The following is a 20193-nucleotide window of genomic DNA, read 5'->3' as shown; positions in this document are numbered from 1 at the left end:
ACAGTAAGATGAAAAGATTGTATGTAATGCTACTAATGGTAGCAATGCTTGTTTCATGCCTTGAAATGACTGGGGCAGAACGTAAAAAAAAGAAAAAAGAAGAGGGAAAAACTGAGCAACAAAGCAAGTATGAAGAATTATTGGAAAAACCGGGAACGGTGACAGCCAAAGGTGGTTTTGCCACGGTACATAAAGTGGGACAGAAAATTTATCTCGAGTATCCTTTACAATACTTGGGACGAGAGGTATTGCTTGGAAGTGCGGTGAAATCAACCAGTGATGCCTTTTTGGTAACATTGGGTTATAAGGCAGCAGAAACTTTACACCTGAAATTTGAATTACAAGACTCCACGATTTGGGTAGAATATCCCAACACGGCTGTACTTCGTGAAAAAAATGAAACATCTGAAATTGGGAAAGCTCTTGATCGAGGCTACACTTCAAAATTTTACAAAAAGTTTAAAGTGACTACTTATAATAGCGATAGTACGGCTGTTGTGTTCGAAGCAACCAGTTTATTTAAAAATAAAGATTTGAATCCGACTTGGGGAATGCTAGGGAATGTTATTACAGAAAAGGAAGACAAAGATTCTTTCACGTTTGGAACGATAAAGGCTTTCGACGATAATTTATCCGTGGAGGTGAAACAAAATTTCTCAACTAAAATGGTATATGAAATGTTCATATTCACATTGGAATTTTCGTTAGGTGATGTGACTGCAAATTCTTCTATTTCCATGCTTTTATTACCGGAAGAAAAGATGCAACCTCGTGTACGTGATAGTCGCGTGGGTGTGTTTCCAAGTTATCATTTAACGGGTATATTTCCCTTTCCGAAATCAAGTTACGGGGACAAAGAAATAGATGGTGTGAAAACTTTTTATTTGGCCACTCGTTGGCGATTGGAGCCAGTAGATAAGGTGGCGTGGGAACGTGGCGAGTTAGTGGATGTGAAGAAACCGATTATTTGGTACGTGGATGACGCTTTCCCTGCTGAATGGCTCCCTGCTATTCACGAGGGTATTTTGGTTTGGAATCAAGCATTCGAAAAGATAGGGTTGAAGAACGTGATGCAAGCACGTAATTTCCCGACTAAAGAAGAAGACTCGGCTTTTGATCCGGATAACTTGAAGTACTCTTGTATCCGTTATGTTCCGGCAGCCATCGGCAATGGAATGGGACCTAGCTGGACTGATCCTGTAACGGGTGAAATTCTAAATGCTTCGGTATTTATCTGGAGTGATATAGCGAAATTGGTGAACGAATGGCGTTTTGTTCAGACGGCACAAATAGATGAACGAGTGCGTGGCAAAAAGCTCCCTGCCGACGTGATGCACGAGTCCATGGTTTACGTTATTGCGCATGAGATCGGTCACACGTTAGGTTTGATGCACAACATGAGTGCTTCCCACGTTTATCCGGTAGATTCTTTGCGGTCAGTTTCTTTCACGATGAAAAATGGAACAACCCCCTCTATCATGGATTACGCTCGTAATAATTACGTGGCTCAACCCGAAGACAAAGGTGTGAAATTGACCCCTCCCGACTTGGGTGTTTATGACGAGTACGTGATCAAGTGGCTTTATTCGCCTATTACAGGAGAAAAGAATATGTGGGAAGAAGCTGAAATCATTGAGAAATGGGTAGATGAGAAAGCAGGTGATCCGTTATATCGTTATGGGGAACAGCAATTCCGGAACATTTGGGATCCTAGTAGTATGAGCGAAGATTTAGGTGATGATCCGGTTAAGGCTGGGGACTACGGGATCAAGAACTTGAAATATATCTTGTCGAACTTGGAAGCGTGGAGTGGTGAGGAGGGAGATCTTTCACGCCGGGAAAGTTTGTATCAACAATTAGCTATGCAATACATGGGTTATTTATACAATGTGATTTTTCAAGTTGGAGGTGTTTATTTGACGAATGTGAAAGACGGCACTCCGGGGACTCCTCATCTCGCGGTAGCAAAGGCTGATCAAAGAAAAGCAGTAAAATGGGTAATTAATGAATTGCGTAATTGTGATTGGCTCGACGATGAAAAGTTATTAGGTAAATTACCCGTGCGAACTACTTACACCACGGCAATACGGGAAAGTTTATCTAAGCAATTATCGGAAGTATGGGCTAATAGAGTTTTAATAACTTCTAAATTGTCTACACCCCAGGAGGTTTATTCTGTGAAGGAATTGTACGAGGATTTGTATGCAGAGGCGTTTTACCCGACTTTGCAGGGGAAAACATTGACTGCTTTTGACAAGGCTTTACAAAAAGGATTGATGGCGGATGTAAATAAATCCGCTTCGGGAAAAAAGAACTTGTTCGGTCTTGTGGATGACTGTCCTGTTATGATCTATCCAACGTTAGATGAATTACGATTGTTTAACATAGTGCCTGCGAAATTGCTGGATCGCTTTGCCACTAAATTTGCCGAGGTAGAAAGTAAAGTTGGAGTAGGTTCCGTGGCTAAAGTACTTTTATCATGTCAATTTAGTGACGAGAATGGAACTATGGATAATTACATGGAAGGCGATCCGAATGAAAAAGCGGAAGCCCAATTGAACATCGTGAAAAAAATCAATACTTTGGCTAAAAGTAAAATGGCCACAGCTCCAGTGGTGGATCGGGCTCACTATGAGCTTCTTTATCGGGAAACTCAAAAAGCATTGAAGATAGAGTAGTGTAATATCGTAAATGCATTCAATTTCTATAAATAAAATTCATCGAGTCCCGCTACCCGCCCTGGTAACGGGACTCGCTTTTATTACTTCTTGTATATTGACACGTCCGAAACATCTTTTTTTCGAGAAAGGTGTAAAATCTCTTGTAATGTACTATTTTTACACGTGTAAATACGAGATGAGATGAAATACGAATTGAATGATAAACCGGGGCTGTTGCCCATGTTGATGTACGGGTTGCAATGGTGGATCGTTTCTCTGCCTTGCGTGGTGATCATGGGAATTATCGTTTCGAAGCTGCATTACACGGACGTGGCGGAACAGACTTTCTACCTGCAAAAGTTGTTCGGGATCATGGGCGTGGCGATGGTCGTGCAAGTGTTGTGGGGGCATCGGTTGCCGTTGGTTATCGGTCCGGCATCCGTGTTGCTGATAGGGATTCTTGCTACTGTTTCAGCGGGAATTTCCGCCATATACACGGGGATTCTGGTCGGGGGACTGGTGTTGACGGTATTGGCGTACAGTGGTTGGTTGGGAAAATTACAGTTTATTTTCACGCCTCGCGTTGTCACGGTCATTCTGATATTGATTGCTTTCACGTTGACTCCCGTTATTTTGAACCTTGTCATGGGAGATACGGCACACGGGTTGTTCAATTTGTTTTTCACGTTGCTCATCGTGTTTGCGTTGGTTATCGGGAATAAGTTTTTACGGGGGATATGGAAGTCTACCACGGTGTTGTGGGGGATAGCCGGAGGGGCGCTGGTGTATTATCTGGTGAATGGTTTTCCCGTGTTACCCTCGACGGGGGCGGAAAGCCAAGTATCTCTGTTTAATTTTTCACTGGATTTTGAGGCGGGGACGATATTTTCGTTTTTGTTCTGTTACGTGGCACTTATCGTGAACGAGTTGGGTTCGATTCAAGCCGTGGGATATATGTTGCAAGCCGATAACCTGAATAAACGTACAACCCGGGGCGTGGGGGTTGTCGGGCTCACTAACGTGTTGTCGGGATTGTTCGGGGTAATCGGTCCCGTGGATTATTCCATGAGCCCGGGAGTGATCGCCGCCACGGGGTGCGCCTCTCGCTATACCTTGATTCCGGCGGGTATCGGTTTGATAGCGTGTGCTTTTTTCCCGGCTGTGGTCGGGTTGTTGGTAACGTTGCCGGGGGTGGTCATGGGGGCGATATTGCTTTACTTGATGGCGACGCAGTTGGCGGCGGGGATGCAAATGTTGGTACGTGAACGGGCGATCACGGATTTCGATAGCGGCGTGGTAGTCGGCTTGCCCCTGATGGTGGCGTTGTTGCTGTCTTTCGCTCCCTCGGAAGTGGTGAATCTTATACCTTCTTTGTTTCGCCCGATCGTGGGAAACGGTTTCGTGATGGGAGTCGTGTCCGTGTTGATTCTGGAGCATCTGATCTTTAGAAAGAGCAAACCTGCGCAAGGGGCGTGACGTATACATGGGAAAAAGAAGATTTGTATGAAAGGAATTTATATCTATCATAGCGGGTTTGCCCTTTTGGACGAGGGTGTTACCGTGATTATCGATTATTATAAGGATTCGGCAAACCCGCCGTTGACGGGTGTCGTGCACGGGGAGTTGTTGGGACGTCCGGGTAAACTCTATGTTTTGGCATCCCATGTTCATGCCGATCATTTTAACCCGGATGTGTTGACTTGGAAACATTCACGACCTGATATTCAATATATTTTCTCTAAAGATATTCTTGAAGTGGGACATGTCGGTTTATGGGATGCCTGTTATATCGAGAAGGGTAACGTGTGGACAGATGGGATACTGGAAATAGAGGCGTTCGGTTCCACGGATGCCGGGATTTCATTCTTGCTGCGCTTACGCGGGAAGACGGTTTTTCATGCCGGGGATTTGAATAATTGGCATTGGAAAGAGGAGGCGACCGGGGAAGAGGTGCGGGAAGCGGAAAGTGCGTATCTGGCTGAACTCGATACGCTCGCGCGGAGAACGGATAGCATGGATTTGGTTATGTTTCCTGTCGATCCCCGTTTGGGGGAGGACTATATGTTGGGGGCGAAGCAATTTATAGATCGGTTCCGCGTGGGAACGTTTGTTCCGATGCATTTTGACGACGTTTACGATAAAGCGAATGCTTTCCGGGAATATGCCGGGGAACGAGGCGTTCGTTTCGTGAGTTTGGAGTATAAAGGAGAGGAGTTTATGATTTAAGATTGGGCGATTTACGATTGCCGATTCTGTGATTGTATGAATTTTTAAATTTAAAATTGTTGTGCTATGGAGATTAAAAGTCGATTTGACCATTTCAATTTTAACGTGCTTGATTTGAACAGAAGCATTCGTTTTTACGAGAAAGCCTTGGGATTAAAGGAAGTCCGCCGGATGGAAGCCAAAGACGGTTCCTTTATTTTAGTGTATATGGGTGAGGAAAAGACCGGGTTCCTGTTGGAATTGACGTGGATGCGGGATCGGAAAGAACCCTACGACTTGGGAGAGGGGGAATTTCACCTTTGTATGCGTGTTCCCGGCGATTATGATGAGGTACGGGCATACCACAAGCAAATGGATTGCGTGTGCTACGAGAATACTGATATGGGGCTTTATTTTATTGCTGATCCTGACGGGTATTGGATCGAGATACTGCCGGAATAAGATTTTGTGATGATTCAACCGGAAGTCTATAAAATTTTGCTTCCTTTTATAAATAATTAGGAATATAGGTAATATCCATTCCATAATCGTGCGGTTGCCCGCTTGACGGATCAGCGTGTTCAAGTAATGTAGCGTGAGGTACAGGTGGTCGGCATAAAACGCCACATTTATTAGGAACGAATAAGTTTTATTCGGAAATAAATGTGTTCGGGAATAATATATTTCTTTACATTTGTAATGTGGAATTTAGATAGCTAGTATGACGGAGCGAGTAAAATATGATGTAAATCAGTTGGTACAAGATTTGAAAAAGGGGTACGAACCGGCTTTTGATTACCTGTTTACAACCCGTTACGAGGACTTGTGCCGTTTTGCACGGGCTTTCGTGGGATCATATGACGTGGCGGAGGATATCGTGCAGGATGTTTTTGTCCGGATATGGGAGAATAACTTGAAGATTAGCAGCGATATTTCACTGGATAGTTATCTTTACGTGGCGGTGCGAAACGGTTGTGTCAGTTATGCGCGCCGACAAAGACCTCACGTGGGGTTGGAGGCATTGTCGGAGATGGAAACGGAAGAGATTTTGGCGGAGGATTGGAAATACGTGTGGGATGCCGTGGAAAGTTTGCCGGAGCAATGCCGTGTTGTTTTAAAATTGGTCGTACTCGAAGATATGAAGTACGCGGAGGCGGCAGAGAAACTGGATATCTCGGTCAATACGGTCAAAACGCAAATGAAGATTGCTTACCGGGAGTTGAGAAAGAAATTTACGTCGGGAGAGATTTCTGTTTTGTTCTATTATTTTTATGTGGGTGAGGGGTTTAATAGGCGGTAATTTATTTTTTTGAAAAATATTCTGTTTTCTTTTCACCCTTTTTTTATTCTTGTGCGTCCTCTCACGAAGAATATAAATCAGCTTGTCATTTTATGAACGAGAGAATAGAAGAATTATTGGTAAAAAGGATTGACGGGGAACTTTCTGCCGCGGAGGAGAAAGAATTGTCCGGGTGGTTGGCAGAGTCGGAGGCTCATGGACGAATCTTGCGGGAATTTGAAGCGGTGCGGCAGCGGTTGTCCGTGTTGCGGGAAGAATTTCACCCGAATGTGCAAGGACGTTTGCAGTCGGTTAAGAAGCATAAAAAACGACGGGTGCGTTATGTTGCGGGGTGGATGCGTTATGTTGCGGTCGGTATTTTACTTGTGAGCGTGGGGAGCTACTTGTTGTGGAATGATGGGAAAAAGAAAGAGGAGGAACATCGTATTTTCGCGAAAGTGGCGGTGCCCGGGAAAGAACAGGCGTATATCGTGTGGGCGAACGGGGTACAAGTGGCAATCGACGAAACGATGAAAGATACTTTGCTGACTGGGGACGGGGGAGCGGTAGTGCGGGTGGATTCCAACCGGGTGTTGCGTTACGAGGGAGGGAATAATGATGAAGGATTGGAACGGCGGGTGCATAAATTGGTGATCCCGAATGGAGGGGAGTATCGAATGGTGTTGGAAGACGGGTCGGTTGTTTGGTTGAATTCCGCTTCTTCGCTGGAAATACCGGAACGCTTTGCCGCGGGGGAGAGAAGGGTACGATTGGTGGGAGAGGCTTATTTTAAGGTGAAGAAAGATTCATCAAGACCGTTTTACGTGGCAACGGAACGTGCTGACGTGTGCGTGTTGGGTACGGAGTTCAACGTTTCAGCTTACGAGGAAGATCGTGATGCCGTGATGACGCTCGTGAACGGGGCGGTGCGGGTGGATGCCCGCGGAGGAGAGTCGGTGGTGCTGGAGCCGGGACAACAGGCGTTGACTGCGGGTGGAAAAATTGAGGTGCAGGATGTCGATGTGTCGTATGTCACGTCTTGGGTGAACGGGAAGTTTAGTTTTGATAATTCCCGTTTGGAAGATATCGCCCGGCAGGTTTCCCGCTGGTATGACGTGAAAATATCTTTTGATGATGATGATTTGAAAGATATTCGTTTTTCCGGGGCGATGTTGAAATTTAGACCGTTGAGCGATTTGATCGAGATGATTGAGGCAACGAGTTTTGTGCGGTTTAGCGTGAAAGGAGAAAATATTATAATATCTGGAAAATAAAAATCGAGGAAGTGGCTAGACTTCCCCGGTTTTGAGTGGTAATTGCTTTGTTACTGTTTGAGAGAGAACAAAGCTATGTATAACCTTAAATGCAAATATATGGAAAATAATCGAGAGCCTAACCGGTTTATGCGGTTAGGACGAAAAAAAATGTTATCGATGATGCGTTTGGCTAGTTTTTTTTGTTTGTTGAGTATCGTGTGCGGCGTGCAGGTGGCACATGGACAGGAACGTAGGGTTTCTTTGGAAGTGAAGGATACTCCGATCAATCAGGTGCTGCGTATGTTGGGAAAAGAGTTCGGGAAGGATTTCTTTTACAGTAATGTGCAGGTGGATATGAATGAAAAGGTGAACGTGAAGTTAGTGAATGCCACTATTGACGAAGCGTTGAAACAGGTGTTCGCGGGGAAGCAGGTGCGGTACGAGGAGAAGGAGAATTTCGTGTTGATTTTGGAAATTCGGGAAGTAAAGAAAGACACGAAAGTGCCGGAAGTGCGCGGTGTGGTGTATGATGACTTGAACGAGCCGTTGCCGGGAGTAACGATTATGCTCAAGGGAACAAGTACGGGTTTCGTCAGTGATGCGGATGGAAAATTCAAAAGTGCGTTGACGATGAAATTACCCATAACTTTGGTATTCTCTTTTATCGGTTTCGAAACTCAGGAAGTTGTGGTAACGGATAGCACGCGGGAGGTGACCGTGAAGATGAAACCTGACGTGAAACAAATGGAAGAGGTGGTCGTGACGGGATACGCTAACGTGAAAAAGTCCAGTTTTACCGGAAATGCGGTGAGGGTGGATAAAGAGGAGTTGTTCAAGGTATCGCCGACCAACGTGATCGATGTGTTGCAGGTGTTTGATCCTTCATTGCGTATCATGAAAAATAACGAAATGGGAGCAGACCCGAATACATTGCCGGAGTTTTATATCCGGGGACGTTCCGGTATCGGGGTGATGGATTTGGATAAGGAGAGCCTTTCCGAATCGGCTTTGAGTAATAATCCCAATTCACCTATTTTTATTATGGACGGTTTCGAGGTGACGGTGCAAAAGGTGTATGATTTTGACCCGAACCGTATAGAGAGTATCACGATATTGAAGGATGCCGCGGCTACGGCTATTTACGGTTCCCGTGCGGCTAACGGTGTGGTGGTGATTGAAACGGTGGCGCCGAAACCGGGACAGTTGAACGTGATGTATAATTTCACGGGTGCGCTTACCGCTCCGGATTTGTCGGATTATAATTTAATGAACGCTAAAGAGTTGCTTGAGGCTGAGCGGTTGGCAGGGTATTATGAACCGACTTCCAACATTAATTCGTCTTATACTCTTTTAAGCGAGTACGAGGCGAAGTTGTCGAACATTATTCGGGGGGTAAACACGGACTGGTTGTCACAACCTTTGCAGAACGAATTTAATCATAAACATAGTCTTGCCATTCAGGGTGGTTCCGAGAATATGCGTTTTAACGTGGATCTGAATTACGATAACCAGAATGGAGTGATGAAAGGATCTTTCCGAGAGCGCTTGGGAGCTGGATTTTACTTGGATTACCGTATCGGCGGGATGCAGTTGAAGAATCAGATCGCCTACACGGTCACGAAATCAGAAAATTCTCCTTATGGAGATTTTAGTGATTACACGAAGAAATTGCCGTATGATGAGTTGAAAGATGCGGATGGAAATTACGTGGAACAGACAAAACTTTGGCATGGGGGTATGAGTGGCACGAAAAATCCGTTGTACGAGGCGAAAATGTTGAAGAGTTTTGATAAAAGTAAAATACAGGATTTGACGAATAATTTGAGTTTGAACTGGTATATCACGAAGAGTCTTTATTTTAAAGGACAGGTAGCGGTAACTTTGACCGATACTGAAACAAAAGTTTTTAAAGACCCGCTTTCTTCTTCGTTTTACAACGTGGATGATGACAAGAAAGGTTCGTTGAATTTGAGTAAGAGGAAACTGGTGAAATGGAATACCAATTTCGTGTTGAATTACGTGCAGGCGATAAAGAAGCATAATATGAATTTTTCGTTGGGATTGAACACGAACACGGAGAGTACGAATAGTTCGGTGGAGAAATATTTGGGATTTCCTTCGGGTGAATTGAATACCCCGGCTTTCGCGGAGAACGTGGATGATGTACCCACGTATTCGGATAATAAAAAGCGGCTGTTCGGGGCGTTTGTTTCATTAAACTACACGTATAACGATATTTATTTACTTGATGCCTCGTGGCGTCTGGACGGTTCGTCCGAGTTCGGGGCAGACAAGAAATATGCTCCGTTTTATTCCGGGGGTGTCGGGTTGAACGTGCATAATTACGAGTTTATGAAAGCGCAGGATGTGGTGAGCTTGTTGAAGATCACGGGGACCATGGGAGTGTTGGGAAAAACCAATTTCCCCGCTTACGCTGCCAAGCATACTTATGATGTTACGAATTCGTATTATTCCACGGGTGGCGGTATTTACTTGCACTATATGGGAAATGAGAATTTGAAATGGGAGCGGACTTTTTCCCGTGATTTGAAATTGGAGTTGGGTTTCTTGAATGACGCGATTTATACGAAGTTTACGTGGTATAATAAAAAGACCAAGGATTTGATCACGGATGTGACGATTCCTACCCATACCGGTTTTACTTCTTACAAGGATAATATGGGTGAGGTGGAGAATAAGGGATTCGAATTGGATGTCCGTTTTAATATTCTCCAGAATAAAGATTGGATGGTTGCCGTGTTCGGGAATCTGGCACATAACCGGAACAAAATATTGAAGATTTCTGAATCCTTGAAGGCGTATAATGAACGGGTAAACGAGAAATTTGATGAATACTTTGATAACGTTTTCAACAAACAGGATTTGAAGTATAGCAAACCTTTGCTGAAATACGAGGAAGGAGGTTCTTTGACGGCTATTTACGGGATGCGTTCTTTGGGAATAAACCCGAGTAACGGGAGCGAGTTGTTTCTTGACCGGAGTGGTCAGGTCATTCAGGAGTGGACATCCAGCCAACAGTCTATTTTAGGTGACACGGAACCGGATGCAACGGGTTCTTTCGGGGTGAATTTGCAGTGGAAGCGGTTCACGTTATTTGCCACGTTTATGTATGAATTCGGGGGACAAGTGTATAACCAGACTTTGGTCGATAAGGTGGAGAACGTGAAGTTGTACGAAACGAATGCGGACAAGCGTGTTCTCACGGAGCGATGGGCAAAGCCCGGGGAGTTGACACGTTTGAAGTCAATTAAAGACCGGAATAACGTGACTTTGCCAACCTCTCGTTTCGTGCAGGATTACAATATGTTGAACTTTAATTCACTCACGATAGGGTATGATTTCGATAAAGACTTATTGAAGAAAATGCGGATGAGTATGTTGCGGTTATCGTTTAACATGAAGGATATATTCACGATTTCGAGCGTGAAACAAGAGCGGGGGTTGTCTTATCCCTTTGCCAGAACTTTTAATTTGACCTTAAATGCAAGTTTTTAAAATAGATGATTATGATACGATATAATTACTTGTTGTTGTTGATGCTGTTCGGGTTAGCGGCGTGTAATAGTTGGTTGGACGTGGAGTCGGATAATCAGGCGAGTGACGAGAAGACATTTAAGGATTACACGGGATTCCGAAGTGCTTTGAACGGAGTGTATTATAAGTTGTCCGAACCGGAAATGTACGGACGGGAGCTTTCATGGGGATTTCTCAGCGTGTTGGCGCAAACTTACGAGGCTGGGGATGTCAGTCAAAATGATGCTTATAAAGCGGCAGTTGTTTATGATTATAATTCAAAGGATGTCAAAGATGTTATCTCAAAGATCTGGAAGGGTGGATATAATGCTATCGCGAATTGCAATAAATTAATCGCGGAGATAGAAGCTAAGGATGCCTCTTTCTTTCCTTTGGGTGAACGCGAACGAAATTTGATATATGGCGAAGCCTTGGCGTTGAGGGGATACCTGCACTTGGATTTGTTGCGTATGTTTGCCCCGGCTCCGGCGACCGGTGACAACGGGGCGTATATTCCTTACGTGACGGTTTACCCGACGCATTATGAATCCGCTTTGCCGACTTCAGAGGTACTTCGCCTTGCCAAGGAGGATTTGTTGAAGGCAAAGGATCTTGTAGTGCAGAATGATACTTTGGACGATGAGATGGCGTATGCCAATCGTTTTGTCGCGGAGGATTCCGGAAACCGTTTTTTCAGTTTCCGGGGAACCAGAATGAATTATTTGGCCGTGTGCGGGACATTAGCGCGTTTGTGCTTGTACGCGGGTGAAAATGAAGAGGCTAACCGGTATGCGTTGCACGTGTATGAGTTAGTAGAAGCTAAGGAGGATTCGTGGGATATTTATTTTACTTCATCGTCGGATTTGAATGTTTCCGGCGTGAATAAATACGTGAAAGCGTACAATGATATTCTGTTTGCATTTTATAATAAAAAATTGACGGAAGATGTGGAGGATTTCACGGAGGCGACCGGTAAGCCCAAGATGTTGTTGAAGAATGCCGGCAGTCTGTTCGGGGACAGGGGCGACGGGGATGATTATCGCCAATACCTTGTCGATTGGACTATTGATGCGAATCGTTCACAGAAGTGGTTGGATTTGGGTGCATCGGAAAACTTTGTGAGAGTGCAATATGCTTTGATTCCGGCGTTGAGATTTAGTGAAATATGCTATATCCTTGCAGAAACAACGTATGGTTCTGCTGCCGGTAATGCTGCTGCCGTGAAGTATCTGGAGAAGGTGCGGGGAGGACGCGGGTGTAAGCGTAATATCCCGGAAAGCGTGTCCGCCAGCACTTTCAAGGAGGAGTTAATCTGGGAAGGAATGAAAGAGTATCTCGCTGAAGGACAGACTTTTTTTATGTTTAAACGTTTGAACCATCCGGTGTTGAGCGGAAGTGAATCTGTCACGTTGGGAAATTCGTTCGTGTTGCCTTTGCCGGATGATGAAAAGGTGTTTTAGATTTTAAAAGACGAGTTATGAAAAAGATATATGTATTTATTTTAAGTGTATTCCTGTTGGGAGCGTGTTCAAAGGAGAATATTCCGATGTATGATACCGTGAATTATATCCAGTTTTCGGATACTTACCGGGATTCGATGGATATTTCGTTTTTCTTTTACGGGAATGCGGAGCAGATTGAGATTCCGGTAGAAGTGGAAATGCTGGGAAATCTGTTCTTGGAAGACCGGTCGTTTGTTGTCGAGCTGGATAAAGACTTGTCCACGGCAACGGATGAACATATCGTACTTCCGGAGTATTATGTTTTTCGTAAGGAACACGTGAAAGACACGATTTCGTTGGTATTGAATAACCCCGGGGATACTCGCGTGCGAATCGTGTTGGCTATCCGGGGGAACGGGGCGGATGTTTTGGCGGGGGAATACAGTTATCAATACAAGATTATTAATTTGAGTAGTGAGGTGTCGATACCGGAATGGTGGGATGGGGATGTAGAGAAGTCTTTTCTCGGTACTTATTCGATTCCGAAGTATCAATTGTTGATTAAGGTGACCGGGGAGGGAGATTGGACTAATCTGGATGCTTCAACGAGAAGGGCTTATGCGTTACAGTTAAAGTATTATTTGCGTGAGATGGAAGACAAGGATGAAGTCGTGCTGGATGTAGATGGTAAAGCCATGACGGTAACAGTAATTGGATAATAAATCGATAGAATATGAAAATGAAAAATGTAATATATCTGTCTTTGTTGATGATGGTAGGATTGTTTTCCTGTATCAAAGACGAAGGTAATTATAAATACGAGGCGATACGAGACGCGAAGGTTTCGTTTGAAACTTACACGGTGAATTGTTTTGTGCATGATGAAGTGAAGGTTGAGCCTAAAATCCGGTTTGGTGAAGGTGACTCCACGGATTTCTCGTACGAGTGGCGTGTTGATTATGAGGTCGTTTCCACGGAGCGGGTTTTGGAATTTACCCCGGAACAAGCAAAAACGTATGCCTGCCGGTTAGCCTTGAAGGATAACCGTAATGGGAAAGTGTATAGTGGCACGATGTCCATTGTTGCGGCGACGGTGTATCAATCGGGGTTCTCTATCCTGTATGAAGAAGGCGGGGTATCAAAACTGGGGCATATAAATTTACCTAGTGTTTCCCAAGATGAAGAGTATCATGCTTATTATGATTTGTACCGGGAGGCAAACGGGGAGGATATGGGTTCGGAACCGGTGAAATTGGTTCAGCATTTCTTTTGGAACGCGACTAATTATTGTAAATGGTCGGAGTTGCTGGTTATTCAGAATGGCGGGCAGGGACCCGTGGAATTGAACGGTAACACGAACGAGAAAGAGGTATTGACCCGTGAGGAGTTCGTGGGAGGAAATCCCCCGGAGAATTTTAAATTGGTATCCGCGTTCTACCCGTTCTACATGAATATCGTGTTGAGTGAGGATGGGAAAATTTATACCCGTTTCTTCAACGACCCGAAGAGTATGGGGTATCACTCCGCGGCTTACAATAATGTTCCGGTATATATTAATAAAGGGTATAAAATCGGTCAGATTATTGAAACGGCACACCAGTATCTCAAGCATTTTCTTTTGTATGACGAGTTGAACGGTCGGTTGATTCACGTGAGAAGTGCCTATTACACGACGGCAGAAGAGTACAGGGAGTTGCAGTACACGGGGACTTATCCTGCCGGTTTTATTCCGGTGAATAATTTGGGTGATTATGAGTTGGTATACGGTGCGGCTTACGGTGGCACCATGCAAGGAAGTACGAAGTATGCCTTGATTTTACGGGACGGGGACGATTGGAAAGTGGAAACATTCGGGATTGCAGCCAACGCGTTGGGGGTAATTACGTTGGATGCGTTGGATAAATGTCAGACGTTCTCCGGCAAGACGGATGGATACGTGACGGATAGAAGTATTTTCAGGATATTGAGAAATCGTACCTACATTTTTTTCTCCGGGGGAGTGAATAATGACGAGTTGTATTATTACGATCTGAGTACCGGGAAATCATATCATTATACCTCTTTGAACGGACGTGCCATTATGGCGATGCACCCTGCCGAAGGGAATAAGGAGCTGGGGGTAGGACTGGAAGACGGGACGTTCATCCTGTTTAACGTTGAAGATTCGGTATTGAAAGCGGGTGAGCCTGTCGTGCTGTATGAACAGGGCGGTTTCGGTCGGATTGCCGATGTGATTTACAAGTATAAATTATCAGGTCGGGATATGTAATTGCAGTATAGTTTTCTAAAATCGGGTAAACCGATTTTAGAAAACTACTCCGCTGTTGTAACACAGTTATTTATACTTTTTATCTGAATAGCATTTCTATATCGGAAGGGATTGTTGTATAGAAAGAGATTTGGAATATAAATGGAATTGTGGTACAAACGGGAGAATCAAAAATTAATTGGGATGTTTAAATATTGAAGTTATGATATTGAAATCAATTGTATTTGTATTTATATTTCTTTCTTTGAGTGTTGTGTCGGCAGAGGGTAAAGGGCGGAAGAAGAAACAAGCGACTAAAGAGGTAAAAACGGAAAGTGCTTACCAACGCTTTTTTAAGGGAAAGTCGTGCGAAACAAAGCGAGGTTTAATCACGTTGCACAAAATGGACGGGAAGATCTATTTCGAGTTACCGTTGAATTTGTTGGGGAAAGAGATGTTGCTTGGTTCGACGATTAGCGAAATCACGAATAATGATTTCGGGAGCGTGGGAGAGAAACCTAAAGAACCGCTGCACGTGGTGTTTACCCGCCAAGACTCGATAATTAGCTTGCGGGAGGTGAGTGCGATATATTATACCACGGAGGAGGGTATAAGGAAACGTTTGGAAGAGAGTTTTAAGCCGGCTATTATTTTGAATCTTCCGGTGAAGGTGTACTCGGAAGACAGTACGGCAGTTGTGCTGGATTTGACCGATTTTTTATTGAGTGATAACGAGGGATTATCTCCCTTTTCCCAGTTCGCACCGATCAATAGTGGCAGGCGTCGCGTGGACAAGGAGTTTGTGAAGAAAAATTCATTTATCGGGGAAATTAAGGCTTTCGAGGATAATTTTAGCATACGCTCTTCTTTGAGTTATTTGGTTACCGTGCGGAATCAAGAGCGGGTATTGTTTCAGAAAGTACCTTTTACCGCGGTGATGACACGTAGTTTTATTTTGTTGCCGGAAGAACCGATGCGTCCCCGTATGGCAGATCCCCGTATTGCTATATTCTATCAGGCAAAATATGAATTTAATTCAAAAAAGAGTGGTGTCGATTTTCGTTACTATGCTAATCGTTGGCGGCTTGAACCTGCGGATGAGGCGGCTTATCGTGCCGGACAATTGACGGAGGTGAAGAAACCGATTGTGTTTTACGTGGATAACGCATTCCCGGAGAGTTGGAAGAAATACATCAAGCAAGGGGTAGAAGAATGGCAGAAAGCCTTTGAAAAGATCGGTTTGAAAAATGCGATTATAGCCAAGGATTTCCCGGAGAATGATCCGGAATTTGATCCGGAAAATCTGAAATATTCTTGTGTACGCTATTCTCCCTCGTGGACACCTAACGCTATGGGACCCTCGTGGACAGATCCCCGGACGGGAGAGATTATCAATGCTTCGGTTTATTTTTATCACAATATAGCTCAATTGATTCAAAATTGGCGATTCGTACAGACGGCTCAGGCGGATGCTGACGTGCGGAGGATGCAGTTGCCGGAAGAATTATTGGGTGAGAGCATCCGTTACGCTATTGCGCACGAGGTAGGTCATTGTCTGGGTTTTATGCATAATATGAGTGCTTCTGCCGCAATCCCCACGGATTCTTTGCGTTCGCCTTCTTACACGCAAAAGTACGGGACAACTCATTCAATCATGGATTATGCCCGGAACAATTACGTGGCACAACCGGGAGACAAGGAGAGGGGTGTGAAGTTGACGCCGCCTCATTTGGGTTTGTATGATTATTTCACGATAAAATGGTTGTACACGCCTTTGTTGGACGAGAAGACCACGGACGAGGAAGTGCCTGTTCTGGATCGTTGGATTGGCGAGAAAGCGGGCGATCCTATATATCGCTATGGAAGACAGCAGATAAACTCTCGTTGGGATCCGAGTTCTTTCGAGGAAGACTTGGGAGATGATCCGATAAAATCCTCTGCGTACGGGATAAAGAATTTGAAATATATTTTGGCGAACCTGAATGAATGGGTAGAGGCAGAAGATAAAGATTATGCGTTTCGCCAACAGATTTATAACGAGATTGTAATGCAGTATTTCAGGTATTTGAATAATGTTATTTTTAATATCGGCGGTATTTACTTGAATGAAAAATATGCCGGGGATCCGATACCTGCTTATGCTTTAGTTCCTAAAGCCAGACAAAAGGAGGCTTTGGTGTTTTTGTTGGATCAGTTGAAAGAGATGGCTTGGATTGATGCGAAGGATTTCAAGGATGGTCTGCCGTTGATGAGCGATATTTCGGGAGATATGGAAAATGCTATTTTCAGGGGACTATTGTCTCGGTTGAACGCGTTAGCCGTGTGCATGGAACAGTCGAAAGAGGAGGCTTATTCTACTCGGGAGTATATGAATGATTTGTATGAATTTATCATGGCTCCTACCAAGAAGAGAAATTCTCTGTCTGAAATTGAAAAACGATTGCAAATCAAGTATTTATCGTTTTTGGTGTCTGCTTCCGGCGTGGAAGTGAAAGGAATGGGCGGCTCGCCTTTTGCGTTCTCCCGTGACGGGATGATTGAGGTTATGGATTACGTGCAAGAGAATAGCCGGAATATTTATGGCGAGTTGCCTGACGAATATCTGGGTATGTTCGCGCGTAGGGGATGTTGTTTCGCTCCGGAGGAAATTAGCGGTTTCGGTAGAACGACGAACCTGAACAGACCGAATGTTTCTATCGGGACGGATTGTTTCTTGATGTTGAAAAAGACCTTGGCTTTATTGAAAAGCCGGATGAATACGGCAACAGAAGATACTCGATTGCATTATCAGTTGTTGGTTTATAAATTGGAGAAGGTTTTTAAGAATAACTGAGACGGGTGATTATTAACAGTAAACTAGTTGTCATGAAAAATATCATATATATAGTGTTTCTTCTTTCGATAGTTCTGTGTCCGTTCGAGGGCAGCGGGATGGTGCGGGAGAAGAAGGATACGGGTAAGAATAAAAATTCGGCTTATCAGAAACTCTTTGATGGTAAGAGTGTAAAGACGGCAAAGGGTGTAATGACGATTCATTACGCGGGGGGAAATGTATACGTGGAGTTTCCCTTGGATTTGTTGGGCAAGGATATGTTATTCGCTTCGTCGATAGAGAACACGAGTGATAACGGAGAGGGAGTTGTCGGGCAATTTGCCGGGACTCCTCAAGTGTTCGTGTTCACGAAAGAGGGAGATTACGTGCAGGCTCGTTTGCGGCAAGGTGCTCCTGTCGGTAACGGTAGTGGAGATGCTAACATGGAGAGTGCTTTAGAGAAATCTTTTATGCCGGGGGTGTACGCTACGTTTAAAATAGAGACTTACACGCCGGATAATCGTGCCGTGGTGTTGAATATGACATCTTTTTTCTTGGAACACACGGCGTTCACGAATCCGTTTTCCGTTCAGGCTGCCAATTCTGTATGGGGATTCGTCGGGCGGAATCAAAAGTATAAAGCGAATCGGAATTTGTTTCAAGAGGTCAAGGCGGATGGACGGAGCGTTACCGTGGTTTGTGAATCGGGGTATGATGTGGATCATATCGTGGTAGGCTCTGTAACAAGACAGAATATAAAAGTTTCCGTAACATTTAATAAAATGTTGGTGGTTCTGCCCGAAGATAAAATGACACCTCGTTATGCTGATTCTAGGATTGGGGTAAGTTTCGTGACAATTCCCGAAATCGGGAAAGAAAAATCAATATTGACAAAGAAGCATCTAGCCAGACGTTGGCGAGTGGAGCCGAGTGACGAGGTCGCTTATTGGGCTGGGCAGGTTGTGGAACCGAAAAAGCCGATCGTTTTTTACTTGGATACGTTGATGCCGGAAAGTTGGACGAAATATGTTCGTGCGGGTATTGAAGAGTGGAATAAGGCTTTCGAACGTATCGGGTTTAAAAATGTACTGCGTGCTGTTCCTTTTCCCGGAACTTCGGATTTTGACGCGGGGAATATTCAGCATTCTGTGATTCGTTATTCTCCGACCTCTCCGAATATGTATCGTCCCCAACAATCTATGCTGGTGGATAACCGGAGCGGGGAGATTCTTAACGCATCGTTGTATTTACATCATCATTTTTTGTTCATACTGCATCGGGACAGGCTTCTATACACGATGGCGGCAGACCCGGAAGCACGTAAAGCTGTTTTGTCAGAGGAGGTGATGGGACAATTGATAAAGAGTCTGATGATTCGGGAGATCGGTTCGTGTTTGGGATTGAGATCCAATTTGCGGGCATCTTCTGTTTACCCGGTTGATTCGTTGCGTTCTGCGACTTTCACGAGAGAACACGGGTTGTCACCCTCGATAATGGATATGGTGCCGTATAATTATGTCGCTCAGGAAGAAGACGTGAAAAATGGCGTGATGCTGGTACAAGACAAGCTGGGGGAATACGATTATTACGCCATAGAATGGTTGTATAAACCGATTCGAGGGGTGAAGAACGCGGACGAGGAATGCGATACTTTGGATCGTTGGATTAAAGAATCCCGTCTGGATATAGCTAAAACATACGGGCATACCCCTTTTACCTCGAATGTTTACGATCCCCGAATATTGAGTGAGGATTTGGGGAACGATCATGTTAAAGCGGGGGAATATCTGATAAAGAATCTGAAAAAGTCGATGGCTCATTGTCGTGAATGGTTTGCCGAAGAGGATAAAACACTGGAACTCCAGAATAAGTTGTATGGTTTTATGCAAGGACGGTATATGGATGGGTTGAACCGGATTGCATCTTATATCGGCGGTATGTATATCAACGAAGGTAATAGCGATGAGAATGTACAGCATTATGCGGTTGTTCCTAAAGCCAAACAACGGGAAACCATTAATTTCTTGTTGGCACAGGCTAAAGATTTGGAATGGTTGGATAATCAAGAATTAAGACATGACCTGCGGGTGAACTCTTCCGCCGTGCAGCAAAAACGGATGGATATTTTTGGATTGTTATTTTCTCGTTGGTATATGGTTATTATGAGTTCCCGTAAGGCAAGCGGGGGATATACCGCAGACGAGTACATGGATGAATTGTACCGGATGGTGTGGGAGGGTACCATAAAACGTAGAAAATTGGATCCGTTGGAAAGGGATTTCCAGATGGCTTTCTTGGCTGCTGTGATTGCTTCTTCGACGGTAACGGAAGATGCCGCGAAACTGGATGCACACACGAAAGCGTTGGCACAGGGAATAAGCAGTGGCAGACAACTTTATGACCCTATTCTTTGTGAAAAGATGGAGCGGATGCAGGTAGAAAATATCAGTGGATTCTATGCGCAAGAGGGGATTAAGGTAAATACATTGTCACGTTCTCATGTCTTTTACCAAATGTTGCTGAAAATCGATGGTATGGTGAATAATGCCATGAAAACAAGCACGGGAGAAATGAAGGACTATTACGAGTATTTACATTATAAAATCAGACAGGCTTTGGATGTAGAAGGTATTCGTTAGAGAAAATTGTTTAAAAAGAGAGTTGCAATATGTCAGAAATATTGCAACTTTTTTTCACCCTTTGAGGGTATTCGAGTGTCTTTTTAGAGTAGTCGGGTAACAGGAAATTTTAATTAAT

At 44.3% G+C, this 20193-nt stretch carries 12 protein-coding genes and 1 pseudogene; 12 read left to right on the top strand and 1 reads right to left on the bottom strand.

Annotated elements, in window-relative coordinates; translation table 11 throughout:
- Positions 1 to 8 precede the first annotated feature (8 nt).
- The 4 genes from CS948_RS19560 (at position 9) to CS948_RS19545 (ending at position 5327) form a co-directional block, all read left to right on the top strand.
- Entirely contained in the window at positions 9 to 2678 is a 2670-nt protein-coding gene (locus CS948_RS19560; protein WP_099293860.1) for a zinc-dependent metalloprotease, read from the top strand.
- Positions 2679 to 2861: 183 nt separating this feature from the next.
- Entirely contained in the window at positions 2862 to 4136 is a 1275-nt protein-coding gene (locus tag CS948_RS19555) for a uracil-xanthine permease family protein (RefSeq protein ID WP_099293858.1), read from the top strand.
- A gap of 27 nt (positions 4137 to 4163) precedes the next feature.
- Complete coding sequence (locus CS948_RS19550) at positions 4164 to 4886, top strand: MBL fold metallo-hydrolase (RefSeq protein WP_099293856.1); 723 nt, start codon at positions 4164 to 4166, stop codon at positions 4884 to 4886.
- Positions 4887 to 4952: 66 nt separating this feature from the next.
- Positions 4953 to 5327: a VOC family protein gene (locus CS948_RS19545; protein WP_099293854.1), complete on the top strand. Its 375-nt coding sequence runs from the start codon at positions 4953 to 4955 to the stop codon at positions 5325 to 5327.
- 72 nt (positions 5328 to 5399) lie between these two features.
- Here the strand turns inward: CS948_RS19545 and CS948_RS21935 are convergent.
- Positions 5400 to 5495: pseudogene (locus CS948_RS21935) on the bottom strand (AraC family transcriptional regulator); the annotation flags it as partial.
- Positions 5496 to 5586: 91 nt separating this feature from the next.
- On the opposite strand from CS948_RS21935, the gene CS948_RS19540 reads away from it, so the two are divergent.
- The 8 genes from CS948_RS19540 to CS948_RS19505 all read left to right on the top strand — a co-directional run bounded on the left by CS948_RS19540 (position 5587) and on the right by CS948_RS19505 (position 20075).
- Positions 5587 to 6165, top strand: coding sequence for an RNA polymerase sigma-70 factor (locus CS948_RS19540; RefSeq protein ID WP_099293852.1), 579 nt, complete (start codon positions 5587 to 5589; stop codon positions 6163 to 6165).
- A 92-nt stretch (positions 6166 to 6257) separates the two neighbouring features.
- Entirely contained in the window at positions 6258 to 7418 is a 1161-nt protein-coding gene (locus tag CS948_RS19535; protein WP_099293850.1) for a FecR domain-containing protein, read from the top strand.
- A gap of 99 nt (positions 7419 to 7517) precedes the next feature.
- Complete coding sequence (locus CS948_RS19530) at positions 7518 to 10916, top strand: SusC/RagA family TonB-linked outer membrane protein (protein WP_255302086.1); 3399 nt, start codon at positions 7518 to 7520, stop codon at positions 10914 to 10916.
- An 11-nt stretch (positions 10917 to 10927) separates the two neighbouring features.
- Positions 10928 to 12394 (top strand): RagB/SusD family nutrient uptake outer membrane protein, encoded by a 1467-nt coding sequence (locus CS948_RS19525; protein ID WP_176555140.1) that lies wholly within the window; start codon positions 10928 to 10930, stop codon positions 12392 to 12394.
- A 17-nt stretch (positions 12395 to 12411) separates the two neighbouring features.
- A complete protein-coding gene (locus tag CS948_RS19520; protein ID WP_099293844.1) occupies positions 12412 to 13095 on the top strand; it encodes a DUF4843 domain-containing protein in 684 nt (227 codons plus the stop codon).
- Positions 13096 to 13115: 20 nt separating this feature from the next.
- Positions 13116 to 14645 carry a PKD-like family lipoprotein gene (locus tag CS948_RS19515; RefSeq protein WP_176555139.1) on the top strand — a complete coding sequence of 510 codons (1530 nt, stop codon included), beginning with the start codon at positions 13116 to 13118 and terminating at the stop codon, positions 14643 to 14645.
- Between the two features lie 202 nt (positions 14646 to 14847).
- Positions 14848 to 17457 (top strand): zinc-dependent metalloprotease, encoded by a 2610-nt coding sequence (locus tag CS948_RS19510; RefSeq protein WP_099293840.1) that lies wholly within the window; start codon positions 14848 to 14850, stop codon positions 17455 to 17457.
- Between the two features lie 32 nt (positions 17458 to 17489).
- Positions 17490 to 20075, top strand: a complete 2586-nt coding sequence (locus CS948_RS19505) for a zinc-dependent metalloprotease (RefSeq protein WP_099293838.1) — start codon at positions 17490 to 17492, stop codon at positions 20073 to 20075.
- Positions 20076 to 20193 lie beyond the last annotated feature (118 nt).

The organism is Butyricimonas sp. Marseille-P3923, assembly GCF_900184685.1.
In the GTDB taxonomy this organism is placed as follows: Bacteria; Bacteroidota; Bacteroidia; order Bacteroidales; family Marinifilaceae; genus Butyricimonas; species Butyricimonas muris.
The sequence above is the reverse complement of the archived record's forward strand: the minus strand, read 5'-3'. Positions and strand labels throughout refer to the sequence as shown.

Excerpts from the sequence above, each read along its gene's own strand:
- CS948_RS19515 (WP_176555139.1), top strand. The coding sequence starts at position 13,116 with ATGAAAAATGTAATATATCTGTCTTTGTTGATGATGGTAGGATTGTTT.
- CS948_RS19550 (WP_099293856.1), top strand. The coding sequence starts at position 4,164 with ATGAAAGGAATTTATATCTATCATAGCGGGTTTGCCCTTTTGGACGAG.
- CS948_RS19505 (WP_099293838.1), top strand. The coding sequence starts at position 17,490 with ATGAAAAATATCATATATATAGTGTTTCTTCTTTCGATAGTTCTGTGT.
- CS948_RS19555 (WP_099293858.1), top strand. The coding sequence starts at position 2,862 with ATGAAATACGAATTGAATGATAAACCGGGGCTGTTGCCCATGTTGATG.
- CS948_RS19535 (WP_099293850.1), top strand. The coding sequence starts at position 6,258 with ATGAACGAGAGAATAGAAGAATTATTGGTAAAAAGGATTGACGGGGAA.
- CS948_RS19560 (WP_099293860.1), top strand. The coding sequence starts at position 9 with ATGAAAAGATTGTATGTAATGCTACTAATGGTAGCAATGCTTGTTTCA.
- CS948_RS19525 (WP_176555140.1), top strand. The coding sequence starts at position 10,928 with ATGATACGATATAATTACTTGTTGTTGTTGATGCTGTTCGGGTTAGCG.
- CS948_RS19510 (WP_099293840.1), top strand. The coding sequence starts at position 14,848 with ATGATATTGAAATCAATTGTATTTGTATTTATATTTCTTTCTTTGAGT.
- CS948_RS19540 (WP_099293852.1), top strand. The coding sequence starts at position 5,587 with ATGACGGAGCGAGTAAAATATGATGTAAATCAGTTGGTACAAGATTTG.
- CS948_RS19520 (WP_099293844.1), top strand. The coding sequence starts at position 12,412 with ATGAAAAAGATATATGTATTTATTTTAAGTGTATTCCTGTTGGGAGCG.
- CS948_RS19545 (WP_099293854.1), top strand. The coding sequence starts at position 4,953 with ATGGAGATTAAAAGTCGATTTGACCATTTCAATTTTAACGTGCTTGAT.
- CS948_RS19530 (WP_255302086.1), top strand. The coding sequence starts at position 7,518 with ATGGAAAATAATCGAGAGCCTAACCGGTTTATGCGGTTAGGACGAAAA.